The sequence below is a fragment of the Paenibacillus sp. 598K genome (genome assembly GCF_003851045.1).
In the GTDB taxonomy this organism is placed as follows: Bacteria; Bacillota; Bacilli; order Paenibacillales; family Paenibacillaceae; genus Paenibacillus_D.
Genome location: NZ_BFBX01000010.1, coordinates 116,643 through 138,403, shown reverse-complemented (window position 1 = coordinate 138,403; position 21,761 = coordinate 116,643). Strand labels below are relative to the sequence as shown.

15 protein-coding genes are annotated in these 21,761 nt (G+C 56.2%); 8 read left to right on the top strand and 7 right to left on the bottom strand.

Annotated features, from left to right (window positions below; all coding sequences use genetic code 11):
• Positions 1-39: 39 nt before the first annotated feature.
• Together PA598K_RS04020 and PA598K_RS04015 are read right to left on the bottom strand one after the other, a co-directional pair.
• The gene (locus tag PA598K_RS04020) at positions 40-1,950 is read right to left on the bottom strand and encodes a M56 family metallopeptidase (RefSeq protein ID WP_128655615.1); all 1,911 of its coding nucleotides are present in this window, start codon (positions 1,948-1,950) and stop codon (positions 40-42) included.
• Positions 1,943-2,314: a BlaI/MecI/CopY family transcriptional regulator gene (locus tag PA598K_RS04015; RefSeq protein ID WP_128655614.1), complete on the bottom strand. Its 372-nt coding sequence runs from the start codon at positions 2,312-2,314 to the stop codon at positions 1,943-1,945. Before PA598K_RS04015 ends, PA598K_RS04020 begins: the two co-directional genes overlap by 8 nt.
• Before the next feature lie 177 nt (positions 2,315-2,491).
• Here PA598K_RS04015 and PA598K_RS04010 point away from each other — a divergent pair, with 177 nt between their 5' ends.
• From PA598K_RS04010 to msrB, 5 genes are all read left to right on the top strand, one after another.
• The gene (locus PA598K_RS04010; protein ID WP_128655613.1) at positions 2,492-2,977 is read left to right on the top strand and encodes a copper amine oxidase N-terminal domain-containing protein; all 486 of its coding nucleotides are present in this window, start codon (positions 2,492-2,494) and stop codon (positions 2,975-2,977) included.
• A gap of 69 nt (positions 2,978-3,046) precedes the next feature.
• Positions 3,047-3,748: a response regulator transcription factor gene (locus PA598K_RS04005; RefSeq protein ID WP_128655612.1), complete on the top strand. Its 702-nt coding sequence runs from the start codon at positions 3,047-3,049 to the stop codon at positions 3,746-3,748.
• A 3-nt stretch (positions 3,749-3,751) separates the two neighbouring features.
• Positions 3,752-4,792 carry a sensor histidine kinase gene (locus PA598K_RS04000; protein ID WP_128655611.1) on the top strand — a complete coding sequence of 347 codons (1,041 nt, stop codon included), beginning with the start codon at positions 3,752-3,754 and terminating at the stop codon, positions 4,790-4,792.
• Positions 4,793-4,955: 163 nt separating this feature from the next.
• Positions 4,956-5,504: a TlpA family protein disulfide reductase gene (locus PA598K_RS03990; protein ID WP_128655610.1), complete on the top strand. Its 549-nt coding sequence runs from the start codon at positions 4,956-4,958 to the stop codon at positions 5,502-5,504.
• Between the two features lie 25 nt (positions 5,505-5,529).
• A complete protein-coding gene (gene msrB / locus PA598K_RS03985) occupies positions 5,530-6,621 on the top strand; it encodes a peptide-methionine (R)-S-oxide reductase MsrB (protein ID WP_260405250.1) in 1,092 nt (363 codons plus the stop codon).
• 69 nt (positions 6,622-6,690) lie between these two features.
• Here msrB and PA598K_RS03980 read toward each other — a convergent pair whose 3' ends face one another.
• Positions 6,691-7,374 (bottom strand): MOSC domain-containing protein, encoded by a 684-nt coding sequence (locus tag PA598K_RS03980; protein ID WP_128655609.1) that lies wholly within the window; start codon positions 7,372-7,374, stop codon positions 6,691-6,693.
• A 353-nt stretch (positions 7,375-7,727) separates the two neighbouring features.
• On the opposite strand from PA598K_RS03980, the gene PA598K_RS03975 reads away from it, so the two are divergent.
• Both PA598K_RS03975 and PA598K_RS03970 read left to right on the top strand, forming a co-directional pair.
• On the top strand, positions 7,728-9,362 hold the full coding sequence (locus tag PA598K_RS03975) for a response regulator (protein ID WP_260405256.1): 1,635 nt from the start codon (positions 7,728-7,730) through the stop codon (positions 9,360-9,362).
• On the top strand, positions 9,349-11,154 hold the full coding sequence (locus PA598K_RS03970; protein WP_185601536.1) for a sensor histidine kinase: 1,806 nt from the start codon (positions 9,349-9,351) through the stop codon (positions 11,152-11,154). The genes PA598K_RS03975 and PA598K_RS03970 overlap by 14 nt, the downstream gene beginning before the upstream one ends.
• 51 nt (positions 11,155-11,205) lie before the next feature.
• Here the strand turns inward: PA598K_RS03970 and PA598K_RS03965 are convergent, their stop codons facing one another.
• From PA598K_RS03965 to PA598K_RS03950, 4 genes are read right to left on the bottom strand one after another with little or no spacing between them, the layout of a single operon-like run.
• Complete coding sequence (locus tag PA598K_RS03965) at positions 11,206-12,819, bottom strand: hypothetical protein (RefSeq protein ID WP_128655606.1); 1,614 nt, start codon at positions 12,817-12,819, stop codon at positions 11,206-11,208.
• Positions 12,820-12,862: 43 nt separating this feature from the next.
• Positions 12,863-13,753: a carbohydrate ABC transporter permease gene (locus PA598K_RS03960; protein WP_185601534.1), complete on the bottom strand. Its 891-nt coding sequence runs from the start codon at positions 13,751-13,753 to the stop codon at positions 12,863-12,865.
• Between the two features lie 20 nt (positions 13,754-13,773).
• The gene (locus tag PA598K_RS03955; RefSeq protein ID WP_128655604.1) at positions 13,774-14,721 is read right to left on the bottom strand and encodes an ABC transporter permease; all 948 of its coding nucleotides are present in this window, start codon (positions 14,719-14,721) and stop codon (positions 13,774-13,776) included.
• Between the two features lie 41 nt (positions 14,722-14,762).
• Positions 14,763-17,444: an alpha-mannosidase gene (locus PA598K_RS03950; RefSeq protein ID WP_128655603.1), complete on the bottom strand. Its 2,682-nt coding sequence runs from the start codon at positions 17,442-17,444 to the stop codon at positions 14,763-14,765.
• A 318-nt stretch (positions 17,445-17,762) separates the two neighbouring features.
• Here PA598K_RS03950 and PA598K_RS03945 point away from each other — a divergent pair, with 318 nt between their 5' ends.
• The gene (locus PA598K_RS03945) at positions 17,763-21,584 is read left to right on the top strand and encodes a malectin domain-containing carbohydrate-binding protein (protein ID WP_128655602.1); all 3,822 of its coding nucleotides are present in this window, start codon (positions 17,763-17,765) and stop codon (positions 21,582-21,584) included.
• Positions 21,585-21,761 lie beyond the last annotated feature (177 nt).

The following is a 21,761-nucleotide window of genomic DNA, read 5'->3' as shown; positions in this document are numbered from 1 at the left end:
GGTAGTCCCTCCATTGTTATAGACGGTTATTATTTTGCATTATCCCATTTTGAATTGTATAGGCTCGCTGTCCAAGGAGCCCGGGTTGAGTTTGGTTGGAGGCTGGATATGTGCCTCGTCTCTGCTTGGATACGTAAAAATATCCAGCTTCGCGCTATCCTTCTGTTCGCCGCTTGCCACGATCTTGAAGGAGCGATTCGCGCTGCTCTCCCCCGGTACAAAGATCGTGCGGGTCCCGCTCGTTACGACGGGACTCCAGTAGACGACACGTCCTGTGGCCTCATCGATGACGGCCAGGCTAATCGTCGGCGAGTTGTCTGTCGTCGCTTTGACATCCATCGCCAAGGTTTCTCCGGCTTTAAGCACAAACGCTTTTCCGAGCTGAACTCCCTTTGAGCCATCCGCCATGGGATCAAGTTCGGATTTCGGGAGTTTTGCGTTCCCACTAAAAACATGGGTAAGTTTGTTTTTTTTATCATAATCCGTTAGTTGCTTGTGCCCGGCACGGTCTCCATTTTGCAGCGGGGTTAGGAGGAACGTAAATTGCTCGGGTGGCAGCACTTCATGAATGACATAAGCACCTCGTCGGATCAGCTCATCGACAAAGGCAGCATGATCGTAAGTTAACTTTTTGTCATCGAGCTTCAATTCATAGTCCATTTGGTTCGCGATCATTTTTTTAATGACGCTGTCGTCCTTATAGGCGGCTGCCTGTTCGCCGAAAGCGACCGTAACCTTTCGATTCTGGATCGACAGTTCGATTTGGGTCATGGCGGCTACGGCGGAGTCCGCTTTATCCATCCATTGCATCCCTACTTTATAGTAAGGCGCTGTGCGGTTAAAGTAGTCCAGCTTCAACCCCTGTTCGTCGATATACAAGTCGGCTGCTACAACACGCAGCGCGCTATGGCCGAGCGTGGATTGTACATTTTGCTCTAACGTTTGAGCGGTATTGTAATAGGTCTTGATGCCACCGCTGTACTCCGTATGCGTCGGTGACGATTTTGCAAATACGACTGAGGTCGAGAGGAGCGCGACGGCTACAATCAGGACGACAGCTGCGATGCCGACAAACGCCTGGTTTCTGCCTGTATTCCGGCTCATGATCAGCTTGAATCTGCGGTATAGCTGCTTCTTAGGCTGGGTTAGGCCGCTGTTGAAGGCAGGGGACGTCGGGGAAGCAAAGCGCAAAATCATTTCGCTGTAACGCTTCTTTTCAACGCCCTTCATCGATTTGGACAACTTCTCATCCACCGCGTACTCGCATGCCTCGCTAATATTGGCCAACGCCATGTAGGAGACGGGATTAAACCAATGCAGACAATTGACGATGACAGCTGCTAATTTGAACCATGCATCCTTCTGCTTGTAATGAATCAATTCATGCTTTAACGCTAGCTGGTAGTCCTCCATACTCATATGCTTCATCGGAAATACAACCTGAGGCTTATGGAATCCGATCAGCATAGGCGCGTGCACGTCATGACTGGCTAGCACATGCAAGCCATCGGCTTGATCGATCCGGATGCCTCGAAGCGCCCTGCGCTTGAATCGAAAGTAATTGAAAAAATAAAAGCTCAGCATGACGACAGCGCCGCTGCCCCATATTCCGACAATCCAGGCCTCTGCCGTTCGCGCTGGAGCTTGTACTGCTCCTGCTGCCTGTGATACTGAGGCAACAGACGAGGACGGCCCCGGTGCCGTCCGTTCTCCCGCAGCCGTAGGACTTGCGTCTAGAGAAGCCGAGCCGGTGCCCTGAATCAAGGATGGGTAGGAATAGAGAGGCGGCATATCGATACTAAGCGGCACCAGGAACAGCAGCAGCATCGACAGACAGACGTAATAGTACCTGCGCCCGCCGCACAAAACGGCCAGCTTTGACTTGAAAAGGATGAGAAACAGACTTGCGATACTGCCCGCCAAAGAAGTCATAAGCAGCCATTTAATCAAGGCCGTCCGCCTCCCGATTAATAAAATCACGTAGCTCGTCGATATCTTTTTTGGTCAGCTTCTCGTCCTGGAACAAGGCGCTGATCAGACTTTTGGCAGAGCCGTTATGGATCGTTTCCATGAAGCTTTGCGTTTGGATTTTTTGGTATTCGGCTTTGCTGATCGCCGCCCAATATTCATGCGCGTGCGAGCGCCCGAGCTTGATGGAATGCAACGCTCCTTTGTCGATCAGCCTTCCAGCCAGAGTGAGCAGCGTAGTTACTTTTTTGTCAGGCAACTTCTCCGCGATTTCCTTGGTCGTCATCCTTGCTCCGTTTTCCCATACGACCTCCATGATTTCCATTTCCGCCTTAGTAATTTGCATTGATTCACTGTCCCTTCATTCGTTTCTACAACTTGTTTTTTATTTTACATGTTGTAGAATCGAAAAGCAATGATCTTTTTCTTCGTCTTAATACAATCGTAATACTTCACTTAGACAATCGTAAGCTCTCCCCCGTATCCTATCCATGCAAGTACAAAATAATGGAGTGTGATACGAATGGGTAAAGGAAAACAACGCAAGACCTTGATCATGATGATGGTGTTGGCGCTGTCACTCGTATTTGCCGGACTGGCGAATGCCGCGCCGATGACGATGATGAAGGATGGCAAAGAGCTGGTCCATCTGAGACAGGCAGCAGAGATGTATGGCTACAGCGTCGCTTGGAACAGCAAGGAAAAATCGGTCACCTTGATGTACATGGGAACGATGATGAAAGACGACATGATGATGAAGGACGACATGATGAAGGACGATATGATGATGGAAGATGACACGATGATGGAAGACGATATGATGATGGAGAGCAGCATGAAGCCGATGGGCGAAACGATCAAGCTGATGATCGGCTCGAAAAAGGCGATGATTAATGGCAAGGAAATGAGTCTGGATATCGCACCAACCCTCCATGAAGGCAGCACGTATGTGAGCGATGCGCTGATCATGCAATATATGAAGCCCGCAGAAAGCATGAAGAAAATGTAGCGCAGCAAATATATCCACTTATGGTATCATGAAGGCAACGGTAACTTTCGGAATACGAGGTGGGTCAGCATGAATGAACGCATACTGGTGGCGGATGACGACAGCAACATTACCGATGTCTGTCGGCGATATCTGGAGAGGGAAGGCTATCTCGTCACGACAGCCAAGGACGGGCTGGAGGCATTGGAGCTGTGGCGTCATCACGCTCCTGATCTGATCGTGCTCGATCTGATGATGCCCCATCGGGACGGGTGGGAAGTGTGCAACGAGATCAGGCAAACCGCCGATGTCCCGATCGTCATGTTGACGGCCCGCGGCGAGGAGCAGGATCGTCTGATGGGCCTGACAATCGGCGCCGACGATTACATGACGAAGCCCTTTAGCCCAAGAGAGCTTGTGCTGCGGGTGCGAGCCATCCTGCGCCGGATGCGCTATGTGCAGACCGCTTCCGCTACTGCTGCCGAACACACGATTCGTTACGAAGGACTTGCCATTGACGTTGCCAAGCGCAAAGTGGAGATTGGCGGGCAGTCGATTGACTTGACCGTGACCGAGTTCGATATGTTGTATTTGCTGGCCAGCCATCCTGGGCAGGTCTTTTCCCGAACCCAGATTTTGAGCAAGGTGTGGGACTTCAGCTACGAAGGCGATACGACCACGGTGACGGTCCATATCCGAAGACTGAGGGAGAAGATCGAATCGAATCCTTCGGAGCCCCGATACATCAAGACCGTGTGGGGAATCGGCTACAAGTTTGCAGGCGGGGACTGACGGATGAAGCTGCGAACGTACTTACTGTTGTCCAACCTGGCCGGGATTAGCGTTTTGCTCTTATGCTTGTTTGTCAGCTACTCCAAAATGCTGCTCACCATCGAACAGCTTTATTGGCTCTCTGGCGTCACCGCTACGGTCGGCTTGCTGTCGTTTATTCTCCAGCATTTGCTGACAAGGCCGCTAGAGCAAGCGATGGCGAGAATTACGCAGCAAACGGTGCGCATTGCCGAAGGGGATTTCGATACCGAGGTTCCCTTCGTCGGTCCGCAGGAGTTCAAGCTGCTGGCGCGGCAATTTAATGCGATGAGCGGCAAGCTCAAGGAAAGCTTCGACAATCTGCATCATTCCGAGTCCGCCCGGCGGGAGCTGATCGCCAACGTCTCCCATGATTTGCGGACGCCGCTAGCCTCCATCCAATCGTTTGTTGAGGCGTTAGAGGACGATGTGATCAAGGATGAAGCAACGTTCCAGCGATATCTGAACACGATTCGGCTGGAGACGAAGCGACTAAGCGGGCTCATCCAGGACCTATTCGAATTATCGAGCCTGGAGGCCAAGGGCGAAGTGTTCGAGCCGCAGCCTTCGCATGCCGATGAGCTGCTGATCAGCACCTTGGAGAGCTTCTCGTTTCACCTCGCCGAGAAGAAACTCCACGTTGAGATCGATCTTCCCGATAGATTGCCTGCCGCCGTCATGATGCCGACTCAGATCAAGCGGGTGCTGTCCAATCTGCTGCAAAATGCGATTCAACACTCCCCTATGGAAGGCAAAATTGTATTATCCGCTGCGGAGCAGGGCCGCTATCTACTCTTTTCGGTGACCGACGAAGGCGAAGGGATCGAAGCAGCCGAAGCATCGCGAATCTTCGAACGATTCTACCGGATCGATAAAGCACGCAGCAAAAACAATGGCGGCGCCGGTCTGGGCCTGGCCATTGCGCAGTCAATCGTCCAGCTCCATGGAGGCGAGATCGGGGTGCATAGCGCCAAGGGAGCGGGCAGTTGCTTCTGGTTCACCCTGCCGATCTATGACAGTCGTTAAACAGAACGTTATATCCCTTGCATTCAGGTGGTGACAGCATTGATGGGAAGCCTCTCATCAAGATGGTATCCGGCTGCATGCTGATCGTCATGGGCATCCTGCTGATGACCGATCAGCTCAACAACCTTGTCGCATGGCTACAATAATCTAGGGGGTATCCAACATGAAGCGTATGCGGAAATGGATGAGTTATCTACTCGTTATCGGCGGCGTGCTGTCCATCCTGACCGCCTGCGGCGCTAGACAAGACGCTCCGCCGCCGGATGGGAGCACGCCTGCTTCCATGAACAAGGGAGACGCTGCGCCAGCATTTGCGCTGACGGATCTGAAGGGCGACTCCGTGCAGCTGGCGGATTTCGAGGGCAAGAAGGTCTATGTGAAATATTGGGCCTCCTGGTGCTCCATCTGTCTCGCCGGTCTGGAGGAGCTGAACACGCTGGCTGGCGAGGACCACGATTTCCAGGTGATCACCATCGTCGCTCCGAACTACAAGGGCGAGAAATCTGCGGCGGCGTTCGCCCAATGGTTCAACAGACAGCCTTACGACAACTTGACCGTACTCCTCGATGAAGATGGCGTATGGGCCAAGCAATTCCAGATCCGCGCCTATCCGACGTCCTATTATATCGGCTCTGACGGCATCCTGGTCAAAGCGCTGCCTGGCCATGCCTCCAACGAGCAAATCATCGAAACGCTAGACAAAATCGCCTAGGCGCCCTAAGGAAGGAGAATACGTCTTGAAAGCGACCGTATCTGTTGTATGCTTGTTGGCTCTCGCTATCCTCGTGTCGGCCTGCGGCGGTGGCATGAGCGGAGATCCTACGACCCAAGCCTCGCCTCCTCCCGTCAAAGTAGCGAACAGCGCCCCGGCGGAGCTTCGTGACCTGTACCTGGCAGGTGGCTGCTTCTGGGGTGTGGAAGCGTATATGTCCCGGATACAAGGCGTGCACGATGTGACCTCGGGGTATGCCAACGGCGAAGGAGAAGACCCGACCTACGAGGAGGTCATTCGCGGGGATCGCGGGTTTGCGGAGACTGTTCATGTGAGCTATGATCCGCAGCAAGTGACGCTGCAGACGCTGCTGGATTATTTTTTCCGTGTGGTCGATCCGACCAGCGTGAACCAGCAAGGCAACGATCGAGGCATCCAGTATCGCTCGGGCATCTACTATACCTCGCCTGAGGAGGCGGCGATCATCGAGCAGGTCGTAGCCCGGGAGCAAGAGAAATACGAGCAGCCCATCGTCACCGAAGTGCTGCCCTTGCAAAACTATTACTTGGCGGAGGAATATCACCAGGACTACCTGGAGAAAAACCCGAACGGCTACTGCCACATCGATCTGAGCGTGCTGGACGGGCAAGAGCTGATGATCGACGCGGCGCTCTATCCTCGCCCGACCGATGAACAGCTGCAGGAGCGTCTGACTGACATCCAGTATGCAGTCGCCGTCAACAACGATACCGAGCGCGCATTCAGCAACGAATACTGGGATACGTACGACCCTGGTCTCTATGTCGATGTCGCAACGGGAGAGCCGTTGTTCACCAGCGTAGACAAGTACGACTCCGGCTGCGGCTGGCCGAGCTTCACCAAGTCGATCGTACCGGAGGTCGTCACCTATCATGAGGATACCAGCTTCGGGATGGTGCGCACCGAGGTGCGCAGCCGGGCAGGCGACATCCATCTCGGCCACGTATTCAATGATGGTCCCGAGGATCGCGGCGGTCAACGCTACTGCATCAACAGCGCCTCGATTCGCTTCGTGCCGCTCGATAAGATGGAGGAGGCAGGCTACGGCTTTCTGACGTCCTTGATCGACTCGCAGTAGCGGGGCTCAAGCCTGCGTCTGGACGCTCGGGCTATGTCTGCAAGCCCCAGCTACGTCTGCACGCCTCGGCTACGTCTGCCCGGTCAGCCTCTCCCTTGTATCGGGCTCGCTCCCGGCCAGCCGCTTCATGAAGGTTCGACGCCAATTGTCGGACAGCTCGGCGACGGCGAGGATGCGACGGGCGCCCTCGAGATCGTCTTTGTCCTGATGCATCATCCGGTTGGCATAGGCGATCGTGATGCCCGTTTGATGCCGCTCCAGCAGGGAGATGCCTGCGTCTCTGGAGACGAGTCCTTCCTGCAGCACCCGGAAATAAAAGCCTGTGTAGCCGGTCTGCTGCACCTTTAGCACCATCTCCGGCACGCCGTATCGCAGCGTCAGCTTGTAGCAAGGCTGCCTCGGTTGACTCACCTCGACGATCGCCTCGCCCAGCCTGAACGTATCGCCGATACACACCTCCGTCTCCAACAGGCCTTGGGTCGTTACATTCTCGCCCAAGGCTCCATAGCTCAATTGGCGCCCCAGCGCCTCCTCCCAGAAAGGGTAATGCTCGTAAGGATAGACGCAGACCGCCTTTTCCCTGCCCCCGTGATGCACCAGATCCCCTTGTCCGTCGCCATCCAGGTTGGTATACGATAAAAATAACGACGCCTCGGTCGGATCCTTGAATATCCCTGTGTTTACGTCCTTGCGCTGAAACGGGACGACGCGCGGCATCCCTACATTCAACGAGCGCATCGCAATCGCTCCCATCGGAATCCCCCTTCCCTAATCTCTCCTCTGCTGTGCGGGTAAAAAGCTAACCCATTAGACAGCAGTATAGCAAGAAATGGACGGGGAATATAGCTCCAAAAATCTATATACTGAACAGTCCAAAATTGATTATCACGCTCCTTTCGCCATCAAATAGAAAACGACCTCGCTCCAGGCAGCCCCCTCCCTTGATCTTTCACAATCCTACACAATCTCTTCACTATTCTACAAAATTGCAATAAATTGCGTCTGCTCGCCTAAACCGCTCTATATAGCAGCCGTCCCGCCATGTATAGTAAGACTTAGAGAGCATAACAGCTACAGTCAGACGGGGGGAGCTAACATTGCTGAATGTGATTATCGCAGACGACGAACGGATCCAACGCGAAGGCATCGCCAGGCATGTGGACTGGGAGGCCTACGGGATGCAGGTGGCAGGCTTGGCGGAGGATGGCTTGCAGGCACTGGAGCTGATGGAGCGCAGCGGCATCGATCTGCTCATCACCGATATCAAGATGCCCAAGATGAATGGCCTGGAGCTGGCCGAGCGGGCCCGACACGTCAACCCGCAGGTCAAAATCCTCATCATCAGCGGCTACAATGACTTCGAATATGCCCGAACCGCCATCGAGTTGAAAGCGTATGCATATCTGCTGAAGCCGATCATGATGGATCAGCTCGAGCAAGAGCTGGATCAGCTCCATGCCGCGATGCTGCAAGAGCGGCACATGCAGCAGACATTCGTCTCCTTGCAGGAGCAGCTCCAGGAGAGCCAGCCGTTGCTCGCCGAGAAGCTGTTCCAGCATATGCTGCACGGCTTCCTGCGGGACGAAGAGACGATCCGCTATCGGATGGCTGCGCTCTCGCTTCCGGTGCCTGCACATGGCTATGATCTGCTGCTGCTGCAGGTCGATGTGCCTCAGGATCCTCCCCGGAGCGACGCCCGGACAGAGCTCGCTTATATGCAGCTGTACGCCCAGCTCGCGCGCTTGCCTGTGATCGGATGCGGCCAAGGACAAGCCTTCCAGAGCAAGCAGGATGAATACGTCATCCTGCTCTACGCCTCCGATTCGCAGCCCTCGTCCAGGGTGGCCGAGGTCATCCGCGAGGTGCGGGAGACGTTGCAGCTGCCGTACCGCGATCGCTTGACGATCGGGGTCGCCAACCGCAGATCGCGGCTCGATCAGATGCACGAAGCATACAAGGAGGCTGAGGCGGCAGCAAGACAAAAATTCCACCTGGGCCGAGGGAAAACGATCTATTATCGGGACATCGAGACGGAGCAGCCTGTAGCGGCCAACCTTGACGCTTGTTACGAGCAGATGATCCAGGCCGTAGAGGTCGGCAATAGCGAGCTGGCGGAGCAGGCCGTAAGAGCCATCTTCGAGGAATTCGTTCGGATGTCTGCCGACGCCAAGCCCTTCATCCGGACATTCTGCTACCGTACGATAAGCAGCCTCATCCTCATGCTGCAGGACGCCAACGAAAAAAAAGAAGCGGTGTTCGGCGAAGAGCATGACCTATGGAAGCGTATGGATGCATGCGATACGCTGCCGGACTTCCATGCGTGGCTGCGGGAGACTACGCTCGCCGTCTGCCAGCGCCTCAGCGCCAAGCGTACGCGGAAAAACGGGGCCGTGATCGAAAAAATCGTTCATTTGCTGGAGACGCATTATGCCGAGCCGATCACCATCGACGAGCTCGCGAAGCGGATTCATCTGACGCCCAATTATATCTCCAACCTGTTCAAGGCCCATATCGGCGAGAGCATCATCGATTATCTCACCCGGATACGGATGAAGCGAGCGATCCAGCTGCTCAAGGATGAATCGGTGCGCATCTACGAGGTGGCCGAGCAGACCGGGTATAACAGCACCTCTTACTTTAGCGTCGTCTTCAAAAATATGTACGGCATCAGCCCCAAGGAGTACCGGGACCAAGGCTCGAAGCCTCAAAACAATGGAGCGCGCGCCGATGAACAGGATTAACAATATCAAGCTGCGCAACAAGCTGCTTATCTGCTACGGCAGTCTGATGATCTTCGCGGTCAGTCTGGTCGGACTGCTGACCTATCACAAGATCCAGACCTACATTTATAATCAATCGAGCAAGTCCTACAGTCAGACGCTCAATCAGGTCGTCATGAATATCGATTACAAGATGAATACGCATCAGGAGCTGCTTCACGCCTACATTACCAATCCGAGGTTTGTCGCCGCTCTGAATACGCGTTACTCTTCGCCTGCCGATTACTCCTATCAATATCTGGATAATCTGCGCTCGATTTTCGAGCTGGAATCTCGCTATCCGGCGGTAAAAAACATCATCATCTACAAAAACAATATGACTATTCCAGATATCGGCACGTTTCCAGACAAGCCAAGCGTCTCCGATGCCGAGCATACGATTATCGATATGTCCTATGCTACGGGACAAGCATGGTACGACAAGTACTTCGCCGATCTGGACGAGGATAATCTGGCGAGCCTGATCGCGCTGTCGAACGCTACGATGTGGACGGTCGATGACAGCCGGTCGCTCATCTCGATCCTCAAGCCGATCATGTACAATCACGATCAGCTCGTCGGGATCGTCGAGATGCAGTTGAAGACCCGAGACATCTTCGAGAACCAGATGTTCAGCGAGCACTCGCCCGGAGAGCTGTTCTACATTATGAGCGACGAGGGGCAGACCCAATTCCTCAGCCATCCCGAGCAGAAGCCCAGCGCCTCCCTCGCCTCCATCCTCCAGCCGGAGGCTGCGGATGCCGGGGGATGGCTGACGAAGCACGACCGGAAGCTGGTCTTGTACCAGACCAACGCTTCCTCCGGCTGGCGATATGTGCTCGAGGTGCCGATGAATGCCCTCATGCTCAGCGCGCAGTCGATGCGGCAGTTTACCATCCTCATCCTGCTCGTCTGTATTGCGATCAGCATCCTGCTCACCCTGGCGATCTCCAGCGTTCTCACGCGCCGGATCTCGCTGCTGGCCAAGCATATGGAGAGCCAGGAGGATCTGGCGCTGGAGCTGGGACCTTCGGTCGACGGGCGAGACGAGATCGGTCTGTTGATTCGCAACTACAATCGGATGATCAAACGAATACGTGAGCTGATCGAGCAGCTGCGGACGAGCCAGCAATTGCAAAAGGAATCGGAGATCAAATCGTTGCAAGCCCAGATTAACCCGCATTTTCTGTACAATACGCTGGCGACGATCAACTGGATGGCCGCCGATCGCGAATCCGGGAAGATAATAAAGATGGTGAACAACCTGGCGACCTTTTACCGCCTCTCGCTCAATTCGGGCAAGCCTCATCTGCGGATCAGCGAAGAAATCCGCCATGTCCAGGCCTATGTCGGGATCCAGAAGGTCCGACTGGAGGACAAGATCAGCTTCGACCTGGACGTAGAGGATCGCATCCTCTCTTACCCGACGCTTAAGCTGATCCTGCAGCCGTTCGTGGAAAACGCCATCCTGCACGGCGCCGAACAGAAGGAAGGCGCAACCCGTATCGTCCTGAAGGGCTACCTCTCCGCGGAGGCGTCCTGCATCGTATTCGAGGTGGAGGATGACGGCGTCGGCATGACCCTCCCTGCCCACCATCAATATGTGAGCCACGGGGGCTACGGTATCCATAATGTCCATGAGAAAATTCAGTTGCAATACGGACACGCCTACGGCGTCCGCTTGTACAGCGAGCTGGGCAAGGGCACCCGAGTCGTCATCCGCATCCCCGTCCTCGACGAGCACGCCAACAACCGGACGATCAGACATACGTGATCGTCCGGTCGGCTTCTGGCCAGGGCGTGTCTGCTACCGTCGATTCAGTTTTTACTTGTTCAGGTATTCTTCGATCAAACGCAGCTTCTCCTCGGTCACCTCGGGCGCGCCGATTTTTTCGAAGTGTGCGAGCATTTCTTGCGTTACCTTGCGCGCTTCCGCTTCGTCTTTGGCAAAGATTGCCTTGGCCTGCCACTTGTCGATCTCGGGCCACAGATTGCCCCAATGCTTATCCCACTCCGGCCCCGTGCCTGCGGGATTGAACAGATTGTCGTCAACCGTATAGCCTTCCGCCCAGATCGTCTCGCCCATGATGAACTCCTCCGTCCCCGCCTTCACTTCCATGCTCGGAAGGACAGGATACTTCAGCAGATTGTAGAATTTCAGCCCTTCGCTGGCCTCGAATACGGCATCTCCCTTATCCAGCTCCGCCTTGACCTCCGGCTTCGGCTCATACAAGCCATCGGCATTTTTCACATAATACTCGCTATCTACCCCATGACTCAGGAAGAAAGAGCCTTCGTTCGTGGCATTCCAGTCCAGGAACTCCATAAACCGCTCCAGATTGCGCTCGTTCGCTGCAAACTTCTTGGAAATCACGATGCCTTCGAACATGCCGTAAGAGGTCGAGGCGTAGATCGGAAGCGGCAGCCCTTCCTGGCGGATCGGCGGGTTAGGCACATAACGGCTGTTCGGATCGGACGCTTTCAGGACGCCGTTCGCCGTATCCATCGGCACATGGGTCTGGAAGGTGATACCTACGCGGCCCGAGCTGAGCTTGGCTTGATATTGATCCGGCTGCTGCGTCAGGAATTCGCGATCGAGCAGACCGTTCACATACAGCTTGTTCATGAATACCATATATTCCTCGATGTTCGGATGGTTGAACCACCAGTACAGCGTTTTGTGATCCTCCGAGAGGTCGTACCAATTTTTGGTCCAGGTGTACATGAAGTTCTGGCGCCCCATGTGGTCCAGCGACATCGGGATGATCGGCTTGCCGTCGACATTGGCGATTTGCTCCTTGAAGGCCATCAGCACCTCGAATAATTCATCGGTTGTTTTGGGCGCCTCCATGCCTACCTGCTTCAGCCAATCCTCCTTGACAAAGAAGCCGAGAATCTTCTGCGCAACGTCCGGATGACTCGCCGGATTGCTTGGGATCACATTCATACTGCCGTCTTTTTTATTGGCGAATACAGCAGCGTTATAATCGGAGTCGCTATACTTCAGCAGGTTCGGATACTTTGCCAATAGCTCATCGGTACGAATCGAGAGTCCGGCGTCGGCCCATTTGTTAGCGATCGAATTGCTCAGCTCGTTCGTCACGTAACGGACGACATCCGGGAGCTCTCCGCCCGCCAGCAGCATGTTCATCTGGTCGGAAACCTCGCCGTTCGCCAAGGAAAAGCGCAGGTCGATATTTTTGTGTTCCAACAGCCACTGATGCATCGGATTGTTTTCTTTGGGCAGGATCGTATCCCCGATAAGCAGCATATTGACCACGAGCGGGTCCTCTTTGGTCTCCGCCTTGTCCGATGTGTTCGTCGGCAGCGGCTGCTCCTCCTCCTTCTTCGTGTTGTTGCCGCCGCTGCAGGCGACGAGCGATGTCGCGATGACGCTGAGCGCAAGCGCGCTTGAGAGCCATTTCCATCTCTTTTTCATGGTAAGACCACCCTTTCCATTCGGTTTATAATATCAAGATTCCTTAGCCTTTCAAAGAACCGATGATCACGCCTTTGACGAAGTACTTTTGCAAAAACGGATAGACGCACATGATCGGGAAAACGACCACGACCAAGGTCGCCATCTTGATCGACTGCGCGGTGACCGTGCGTTTCGTGCCGTTGACCAGATCGACCATGCCAAAGGAGGAGCCCGGCTTGCCCGAGCGATTCAGATCGAGAATCTTCATCAGCAAGGATTGCACGGGGATCAGGTCCTGCTTGGTCACATACAGCGTCGCGGTCATGTAGTCATTCCAGTGGCCAACGGCCGAGAACAGTCCCATCGTCGCGAAGATCGGCAGGCTCAGCGGGACGACGATCTTCAGATACACGGTTAGATCGTTGGCCCCGTCGATGTGGGCCGACTCCTCCAGCTCCTTGGGCAGCGCCCGGAAAAAGGAACGGAAGATAAATACTGTCGAAGCGCCATACAACGAGGGCACGACATAGACCCAAAAGCTGTTCAGCAGCCCCAGCGACTTGAACAAAAGATAGGTGGGGATCAAGCCGCCGTTGAAAAACAACGTCACGATCAGCATCAGATTGATGAGCTGCCGCCCGCGCAGTCTATTCTTGGACAAACCGTAGGCCATCAGCGATACGAGCAGGATGGATAACGTCGCGCCGATCAGCGTTCGGCCGATCGTGATGGCATAGGCATCCAGAATATCGCTGCGGGCGAAGATTGCCTTGTAGTTATCCCATGTAAAGGCTCTGGGCCAAAAATGAATACCGCCCTTGGAGGCTTCGTATCCTTCGCTGAAGGACAATGCGGCAATCCGCCAAAACGGATAAACAAACAGGAAGGAGAGTGCGGTTAGAAACACATAATTGACCCCTTGAAAGAGTTTCTCTCCTCTGGAAATAATCAAGCTGACGTCCCCCTTCCCCCCTAGAAGATTCCTTCTTCGCCTGTTTTCTTAATTAAAAAGTTCAACGTAAACAACGCGATCATCCCGATCATGGACTTGAACAGCCCGACTGCGGTCGCCAATTCATATTGGGCCCGGAATATCCCCATCTTCATGACATACGTATCGATGATCTCCGCTTTGTCGAGCAGCATCGGGTTCTGCATGACATAGACCTGCTCGAAGCCCGCATCGAGAATGCCCGCCATATTGAGGATGAACAGCAGGATGATCGTCGGCCGGATGGCCGGCAGCGTAATGTGCCAGATCTGCCGGAGCCGATGTGCACCATCGATCACGGCCGATTCGTACAGATCGGTATTGACCGACATAATGGAAGCCAGATAGATGATCGTCCCGAAGCCGATGCCCTTCCAGACATCGGAGGCAACGATCATGCCCCAGATCAGATCCGGATCACCAAACCAGAAGATCGGCTCATCGATCAGACCCAGCGACGCGAGCAGTTGATTGACCACCCCGCCGTCCGTACTGAACAACTCGTACCAGATGCCTGCCACGACGACCCAGGAGACAAAAAACGGCAGGTAGGATATCGTCTGCGCGATCCGCTTGAACACGATGCTGCGAGCCTCGTTAAGCAGAATCGCCAGGATGATCGGCGCCGGAAATCCAAACATCAGCTTCAGCAGGCTGATGGCGATACTGTTGGTCAGAATGACCGAAAAGTTCGGGCTGTTAAAAAACTCTCTAAAGTTCGCCAGTCCTACCCACTCGCTGGCCATCACGCCCTCGATAATGTCATAGTCCTTGAAGGCGATCAGGATGCCGTACATCGGCTGGTAACAGAACATGAGGAACCAGACGACGCCCGGCAATACAAACAGGTACAGATAACGATTATTCCACAGCTCCTTGCTCAGGGACGATTCCTTCAAGCGCTTGCTTGGTAGTAATGATGTCGACATATGCTAGCCTCCTTGCGTCTTACTGGCGCTGTCGCGATCGTCTAAATCAGCTTATACGTCACAAACGTCTTGGCCGCGATGACGCTCGAGATCCAGTCGTCTGTCGCCTCCAGTTCGCCTTGCGGCTCCTCGATGCTATTGGTGCGGACAGCTCCCTTGAGCGGCACAGCTGCGGACACGCTCGCCTCGACTGGTCGGGACTCCACATTGTACAGCCGGACGACGGGGCCTCCGCCATCCTCGGCCCACTTGAGCGCCGACACCATGATGTCGCCCTCCACCCGGAGCGGACAGTAGATGGGGGGCAGCGCAGGCTTGTGCGCATTCGGGTCGGGCAGCTTGAACAGATCGCCATGCGACGTATCCTGCACCCAGGCTCGTCCCTGATTCCACTTGTCCTCATCGATCGGCAGCAGCTCGGTCATCACCCCCTGATGATAGCGCTCGGCCTCCTGATAGAGCCGGGTTGCGGACAGCTCCGCAAAGGGCCGCAGCGCCAGCTCGAGCGTATGCGCCCCGATGCACTGGGCCTTCGGCTGTCTGTCCTGCTCCATGTAGACCGTATCCCGCAGATGGATCGTCTCTACGCAGCGGAGCAGCGTCACGCCTGCCGTCCTGCCTTCATCGAGCATCTCGTACTCATAGAGACCTTTGGCGAAGATCGCCGTGCCGCCTTGGTCGTCTACAGGGGCCAGCCATTTCCAGAAGGGCTGCGAGTTGGCGTCCCGCTCCCACTCGCTGCCGCTGTCCCATCTGCGCTCCACGACATCGAGCTGCCCTCCCGCCAGCACCTTGCGCGCCGGCTCCTCGAGCGGGAACAGCATCCGCAGACGATGATCCTTGGCCTGATTGTCGAGCTGCACCCGGATGCTCACATGCTCGGAGTCGGCCTCCAGCCTGAGCGCGACCTGGAAGGCGCAGGGTACGGTCTCCGCCAGCATCGCTTGCTTGGTCGCATCCAGACCGGCTGGCAGCTGCCATACGATACGGTAGACGGCTTCCTGGTACAGCACGTTATCGGTCCGGGACACCCATTCGACCGCTTCGTCCCAGCAGGACGCCGCCTCTCCTTCCAGCGACTTGAACACATACAGGTCGCCGCGATCGCCCGCGTTGTGCAGTCGGCCCTGATGACGGAGCTGTCGGCCTGACGACTTGTGCAGCACATGGAAGGTGCCATCGGCTTGCAGCTCGACGAGCAGATGTCCGTTCTCCAGCACGAGCGGCTTCGACACTGGCGCGTCCTCCAGTCTCGCCCCGGGCCGATGCTGACGCACGCGATAGGCGGCGAAGCCCGATGCGGGCACGCTGGGCCTCCATTCGATCTCGCAGCGCTGGACCTCGATGACGCCAGGCAGGTTGATCGGACTGATCACTTGTACGCGGCTCGGCTCCTCGCTTACGAGACGGTAGGACATCGATTGCCCGTCCGCATCCTCGATGCCGAAGGAGGACACGGATTCATTGGCCAGGAAGTAGATCGGCGTCCGGATGACGCCCGCCCCCTCCAACTGCGAGGTGTTGACGACGAGCAGCTTCTGGTCGTCCGGATCGTATCCTTGGGCGTCCACCTGTCTGGCGAGCCGCTGCAGCTTGCGCTCGATGATGACGCCGGTCAGCTCCTCCAGCCGCCGATATCGATCCATCATCTGATCGTGGACGGCGTCCTGACTGCAGCCGCAGATACTGTCATGCGGATGATTCTCCATATATAACCGCCAGATATAACCGATCGCGTCCTGATCGCAACGGTCCAGCTCCAGCATCGCGCACCAGGTGGACAACGGCTCCAGCCACTTCTCGATCAGATCATGACACTGCGCATTCGCTTGCTTGATATAGAGACGGCTGGACAGGGTGCCTGCCAGGATATTGTATTCCGGCGCTTCCCGAAGCTCGCCCCGCAGGACGGGGTAGGTCCCTGGCGGCTGCGCTGCCATCTCCTGCAGCACGCCGCTCACATAGTCCGGCAGCGTGCTGTGCACCACATCGATCTCATCTCCGTACAGCCTGCGGAGCTGCTCGAGCACCTCCGGCAAGTCCTCCTGCGCTTCGAGATGATCCACTCCGTTCATCATCGGATAATGCGAGGTCGGATTGATGCGCTCCTCGCGCGTCCGGATCAGATCGAAGACCGCTCGCAGTCGATCCGGATCGGCAGGCAGGCGCTGAGCGCTGTTGTACCAATAATAGAGCTGCAGTCCCGTCACCTCGGAGCCGTCCGGCGACTGCCAGCGGAAGAACGGGCTGCCGTGCTTTCCCGCGTCGTAAGCGCGGCCAAATACGCAATTATCGATGCCTACGTCCCGGAAGAGCTGCGGCATCTGGCCGATCAGTCCGAAGTGGTCGGGCAGATAGCCGATCTTCATCTCTCCGCCAAGTCTGCGCGAGGCGCGGATGCCCTCCATCAGACTGCGTATGGTCGACTCGGCGCTCGTCAGATACAGATCGTTTTGCTGATACCAGGGACCGATCAGGATTCGCCCCTCGCGAATCAGCTTCTCCAGTCGCGGCCGCTGATGCGGTCGCAGCGCGCAGTAGTCATCCAGCACGATCGTCTGACCGTCGAGGTGGAAGGTCTTGAACGCAGGGTCGCGCTCCAGCAGATCGAGCAGCTTGTCGATCAATTCAACCAGACGATAACGGAATTGCTCAAAGGTCATGTACCATTCGCGATCCCAGTGGGTGTGGGCGATAAAGTGATAGGTTTTTTTCGGTGTCATGGGTCCTCCTGACAAGATGCTTTTACATGCGCTGCAAGGCAGCAATCGCTTTCAAACGTTAACCGCGCCTGCATCGACTTTTTTATTGTAGGATGCCGCCACGCAATTAAACAGCCATAATCCTACACAAACCGTTTAGTATCCTACAGCGTCAGAAATACACTCCGCATATTTGAAGCCCTTGTCCTCGACTCCCGTGTAAGCGGATACAAAATGTGTAGAATAATGAAACGTATGCGTAGAATTTTTGATGTCTGAACGTTCTGCGCTCTCTTATACTGGACTGGCATACAAATCCATCGTATCGGAGGGTGCTTTATGTTCACAAACTTGAATCGCTTCTTCAAGCTATGTCTTATCTTCACGCTCGCCTTCACCGGGTTGACCCACTGGCAGATCCGACAGGCCGATGCCGCCGCCTATCCTATCCTTTATACGTTCGACCTGCGGCAGGTCTCCGGCTCGTTCAACACCGCCGAATCTTACGATATCAAGCTATTCGTCACCACGCTGCAAGGGATCGTTAATCAGAAGGGGCCGCGTTTGTACGTCTACAATTCCTTCTATGTACAGACCCCGTCCATCACGCCGACGCAAGCGATGCAGATCGATGAGAAGTGGCTGGAGACCTTCCGCAAGCCCGGGCAATGGCTCAGCCAGTATACGCTGAGCCCGATTCCCTCGCTTGAGGCGCTCGTCGAGACCTTCCGCAGCGACCTCGCCGGACTGGTCCTCTGGGACCCCAAGGTCGATGCCACCGCCAACGTGGCAACGACGATCGCCGGCATCGAGCGAACCCCGGCCGTCATGGGAGGCGGGCGGCTGCATGCCCGTCTGACCGCCGCCCCCAACAGTCTCTCGGTTACGCGCACTCTGGTCGATCAGTTCAGCGGTCCCAACGCCAAGACGGACGCTTATGTGTGGGCCAAGCAGCAGTATCTCGATAGCGGGCTTGCCGATGCCGGCGTGCTCGGCTACATCGAAGACGCCTACGCCAGGCTGCCCGCCACCCACTCGCAGGAATATGTGGCCGCCCGCGACATCCTCGTCATGCGCAAGGGCTTCGTCTTCGACCTGAGCCCGTGGGGCGACGAGCGCCCCTTCGATGCGCCCAATCAGACGCTAGGCAAGGATCTGGAGACGTTCCTGGCTATCCTGCAGTCGGCTTATACGCTGCATGGCCAGCGAGATATGATCGAGGTGTATGGCTTCTTCCCCTGGTGGGACAAGTATTCGACGTATGGGGGCAAAGGTACGTATACGGAATTCCAAGGCGAATGGAAGGTCGTGGAGCTGCTCTCCAAATACAATGCGGCAATCGTCAGCATCCTCGATACGATGGGCGACGCCAATATGTCCATCCACTGGTGGGCTCCGGTGGCGACGCAACTGAAGCCAGCCCATACGGCAGGCAGCCGGCCCACGCTCGCCAACAAAACGTATATCCTGTGGGGCATGGGCGATCATGATGCCTCCACCATCCATTACCAATTCCCTTATGTATGGAACGCCGATCCCGCCCGGGGCAAGACGCCGATCGCGTGGAACATCGTGCCGGCTACTCGCAATGCCGGGGATATGCTGCAATATCTGTACGATACGGCGACGCCGGGCGACTACCTGGTCGCTGGAGCGGGAGCGGGCGGGTATGCCAATCCCGACTATGTGAAGGATGTCGCTGTCTGGAAGGGCTGGAACGAGCGACTTTACCGCTCGACCGGCTATACGATGTCAGGTTTTGTCCTCAATGGCAATGCCGGTGTCGTCACTCCCTCCTCGGAGGAGGTGTACCGCTACTTCTCCAACGACCTGTCGCTGTTCTACAATCCCAATCTCCGCTCGCCCAAGCCAGATGTACGGAGCACGAACATGGTCGTGATGAACGATAACGTACCGATCGCCACCAACGATGTGCAAGCACAAGCCGCCCATATCTACAACGCGACTGCCGCTCTGCCGAGCCCGGGGGCAACGCCCAACTTTCTCTACATCAAGCCAGCCTTCACCTCGACCGAATATATCCATCAGGTCATGAAAAAAATCCAGGCCGAGCACCCGGAGTATCAATACGAGGCGGTCGACCCGTACGCCTACGCTTCGCTGATCCGTCAAAAGGTCAAGGGCAACGTGGCGAACGACGCGATCCTCCTCGACCTTCAGCTACCCGAGCAGATGATCGCAGGGGAGAAGTATACGGCATCCGTCACGGTCCGCAATGTCGGCAGCGCAACCTGGACCGCAACGGATCTGTTCCGCCTGGCCGCGACGACGGACAATACGCTTGCATGGAGCGACTTCCAGGACGGAGGTTATGCCCTGGCTTCCAACAATCAACGGGTGTATCTGGCAGCGACTGATCACATCGAGCCGCAGCAGATTAAGACCTTCGCCTTCCAGGTGCAAGCGCCTGCCGCTCCGGGCAATTATCTGTTCGGCGCGTCAATGATCCGGGATGGCGTGGCGGGCTTCGGCGACAACCGCAAGCAGACGATCCAGGTCGTCCCTGCGCCGGCACAGGCCGCGCGGATTACGGCTGTCACCGTGCCTTCCGTCATGACGGAGGAGCAGGTGTCCACCATCGCAGTTACCGTCAAGAACATCGGCACCGCTACCTGGACGCCTGCCGCTAACTTCCGTCTGGCCGCTATTCCAGCGGACAACCAGGTGGCGTGGAGCGCATTTGCCAGCGGCGGATACAGCAACAGCGTCCGCGATCAGCGGGTGTTCCTGAGCGCGACGGACAGCATCGCGCCCGGGACGAGCAAGACCTTCAGCTTCTCTATCGCAGCGCCGCGCACGCGTGGCGTCTATAGCCTGGCTGTCCAGATGATCCAGGATGGCGTCGCGTCCTTCGGCGATAAGGGCATCTACGATATCCGGGTCACCCCGGCTGGCGCGGCGGCCGACGACGCCGTCAGCTTCTATGACAATATTCCGGCCTATGTTGCGCCCGGCGATATCGTCCCGGTCTCGATCGGCTTCCGCAATACGGGGTCGAACGACTGGACGCGCGCCGGCCAGTATACGCTCAAGAGCGCCAGTACGAATCAGTTGATCTGGAGCGGCTTCCCTCACGGGGGCACGAGCGTCAGCGCAACCAATCAGAGCGTCCAGTTGGGCGCAACCGAGCGTATCCGAACCGAGCAAGCCAAGACCTTCTCCTTCTTCGTGACTGCGCCGAGCACCCCGGGCAACTATACGCTCTCGGCGCAACTGAGTAAGGGCAGCTCAAGCTTCAGCACGGTGAAGACGTTCACTCTCCGCGTAGCCGAGCCGCGCGACGCCAAGTTCGCGGCATGGGAGGTGCCGACTGTGATGGCGGCAGGAACCAAGGCCGCTCTGAATCTGGAGGTTCAAAACGCAGGAGCCACCGCATGGACTAGCGCAGCGAACTACAGACTGTATGCCGGTCCTGCCAATGCATTCGTCTGGAGCGAATACGGCACCGGCGGCTACAGCTTGAGTCCGACCAATCAGCGCATCTTCTTGACCAACTCGGATACGGTGATGCCGAGCCAGCGGAAGAGCTTCAGCTTCGCCATCGAGGCGCCGACGACGCCGGGGACCTATACCTTCAGCGCCGGGATGATCCAGGATGGCGTCGCTACCTTCGGCGAGCTCAAGACCTGGACCATCACGGTCGTTGACGGCTACGAGCAGCGGGTCAATGTCGGCTCTGCGACAGCCTACACCGATAGCGCAGGACGCGTCTGGGCAGCGGATCAACCTTATACCGGCAGCAATACATGGGGATATACGAGCGCCACGACAGCCGTCGGCTCCACTACGGATACGATATCCGGGACGAGCGACCAGGCGTTGTACCGGACGCAGCGCTTCGGCAGCGGCGGCCAGCCCTTCTCCTACAAGTTCAATGTACCGAACGGCACGTACAACGTCATTTTGGAATTCGCAGAGATTCACTTCAACGCAGCGGGGATGCGCATCTTCAATGTAGATATCGAAGGCGCCAACATGCTGGCGGGTTATGACAACTATACGGGTGCGCTGGGACACGATAAGGCGCGCAAGTACACCTTTAGCAACCTCGACGTCACGGACGGCGTCCTCGACATCGACTTCAGCGCACTCGCCGATGCCGCAGCCGTCAACGCGATCCAGGTCGTGCGGACGCGCTGAGACGTCTGGGCGCTGAACGATTAGAGAGGGAGCTAAGTCGGAAAGGTAGCTAAGCGCAACAAAGCCGAGCGGCATGTTCCCGCTCGGCTTTTGCTTTTGTATACTAGAACACTAACCGTCCATATCGCCCCGGTCTGTGCGAAATATCGCACAAGTTGCGCCACTCACCGCCGAATC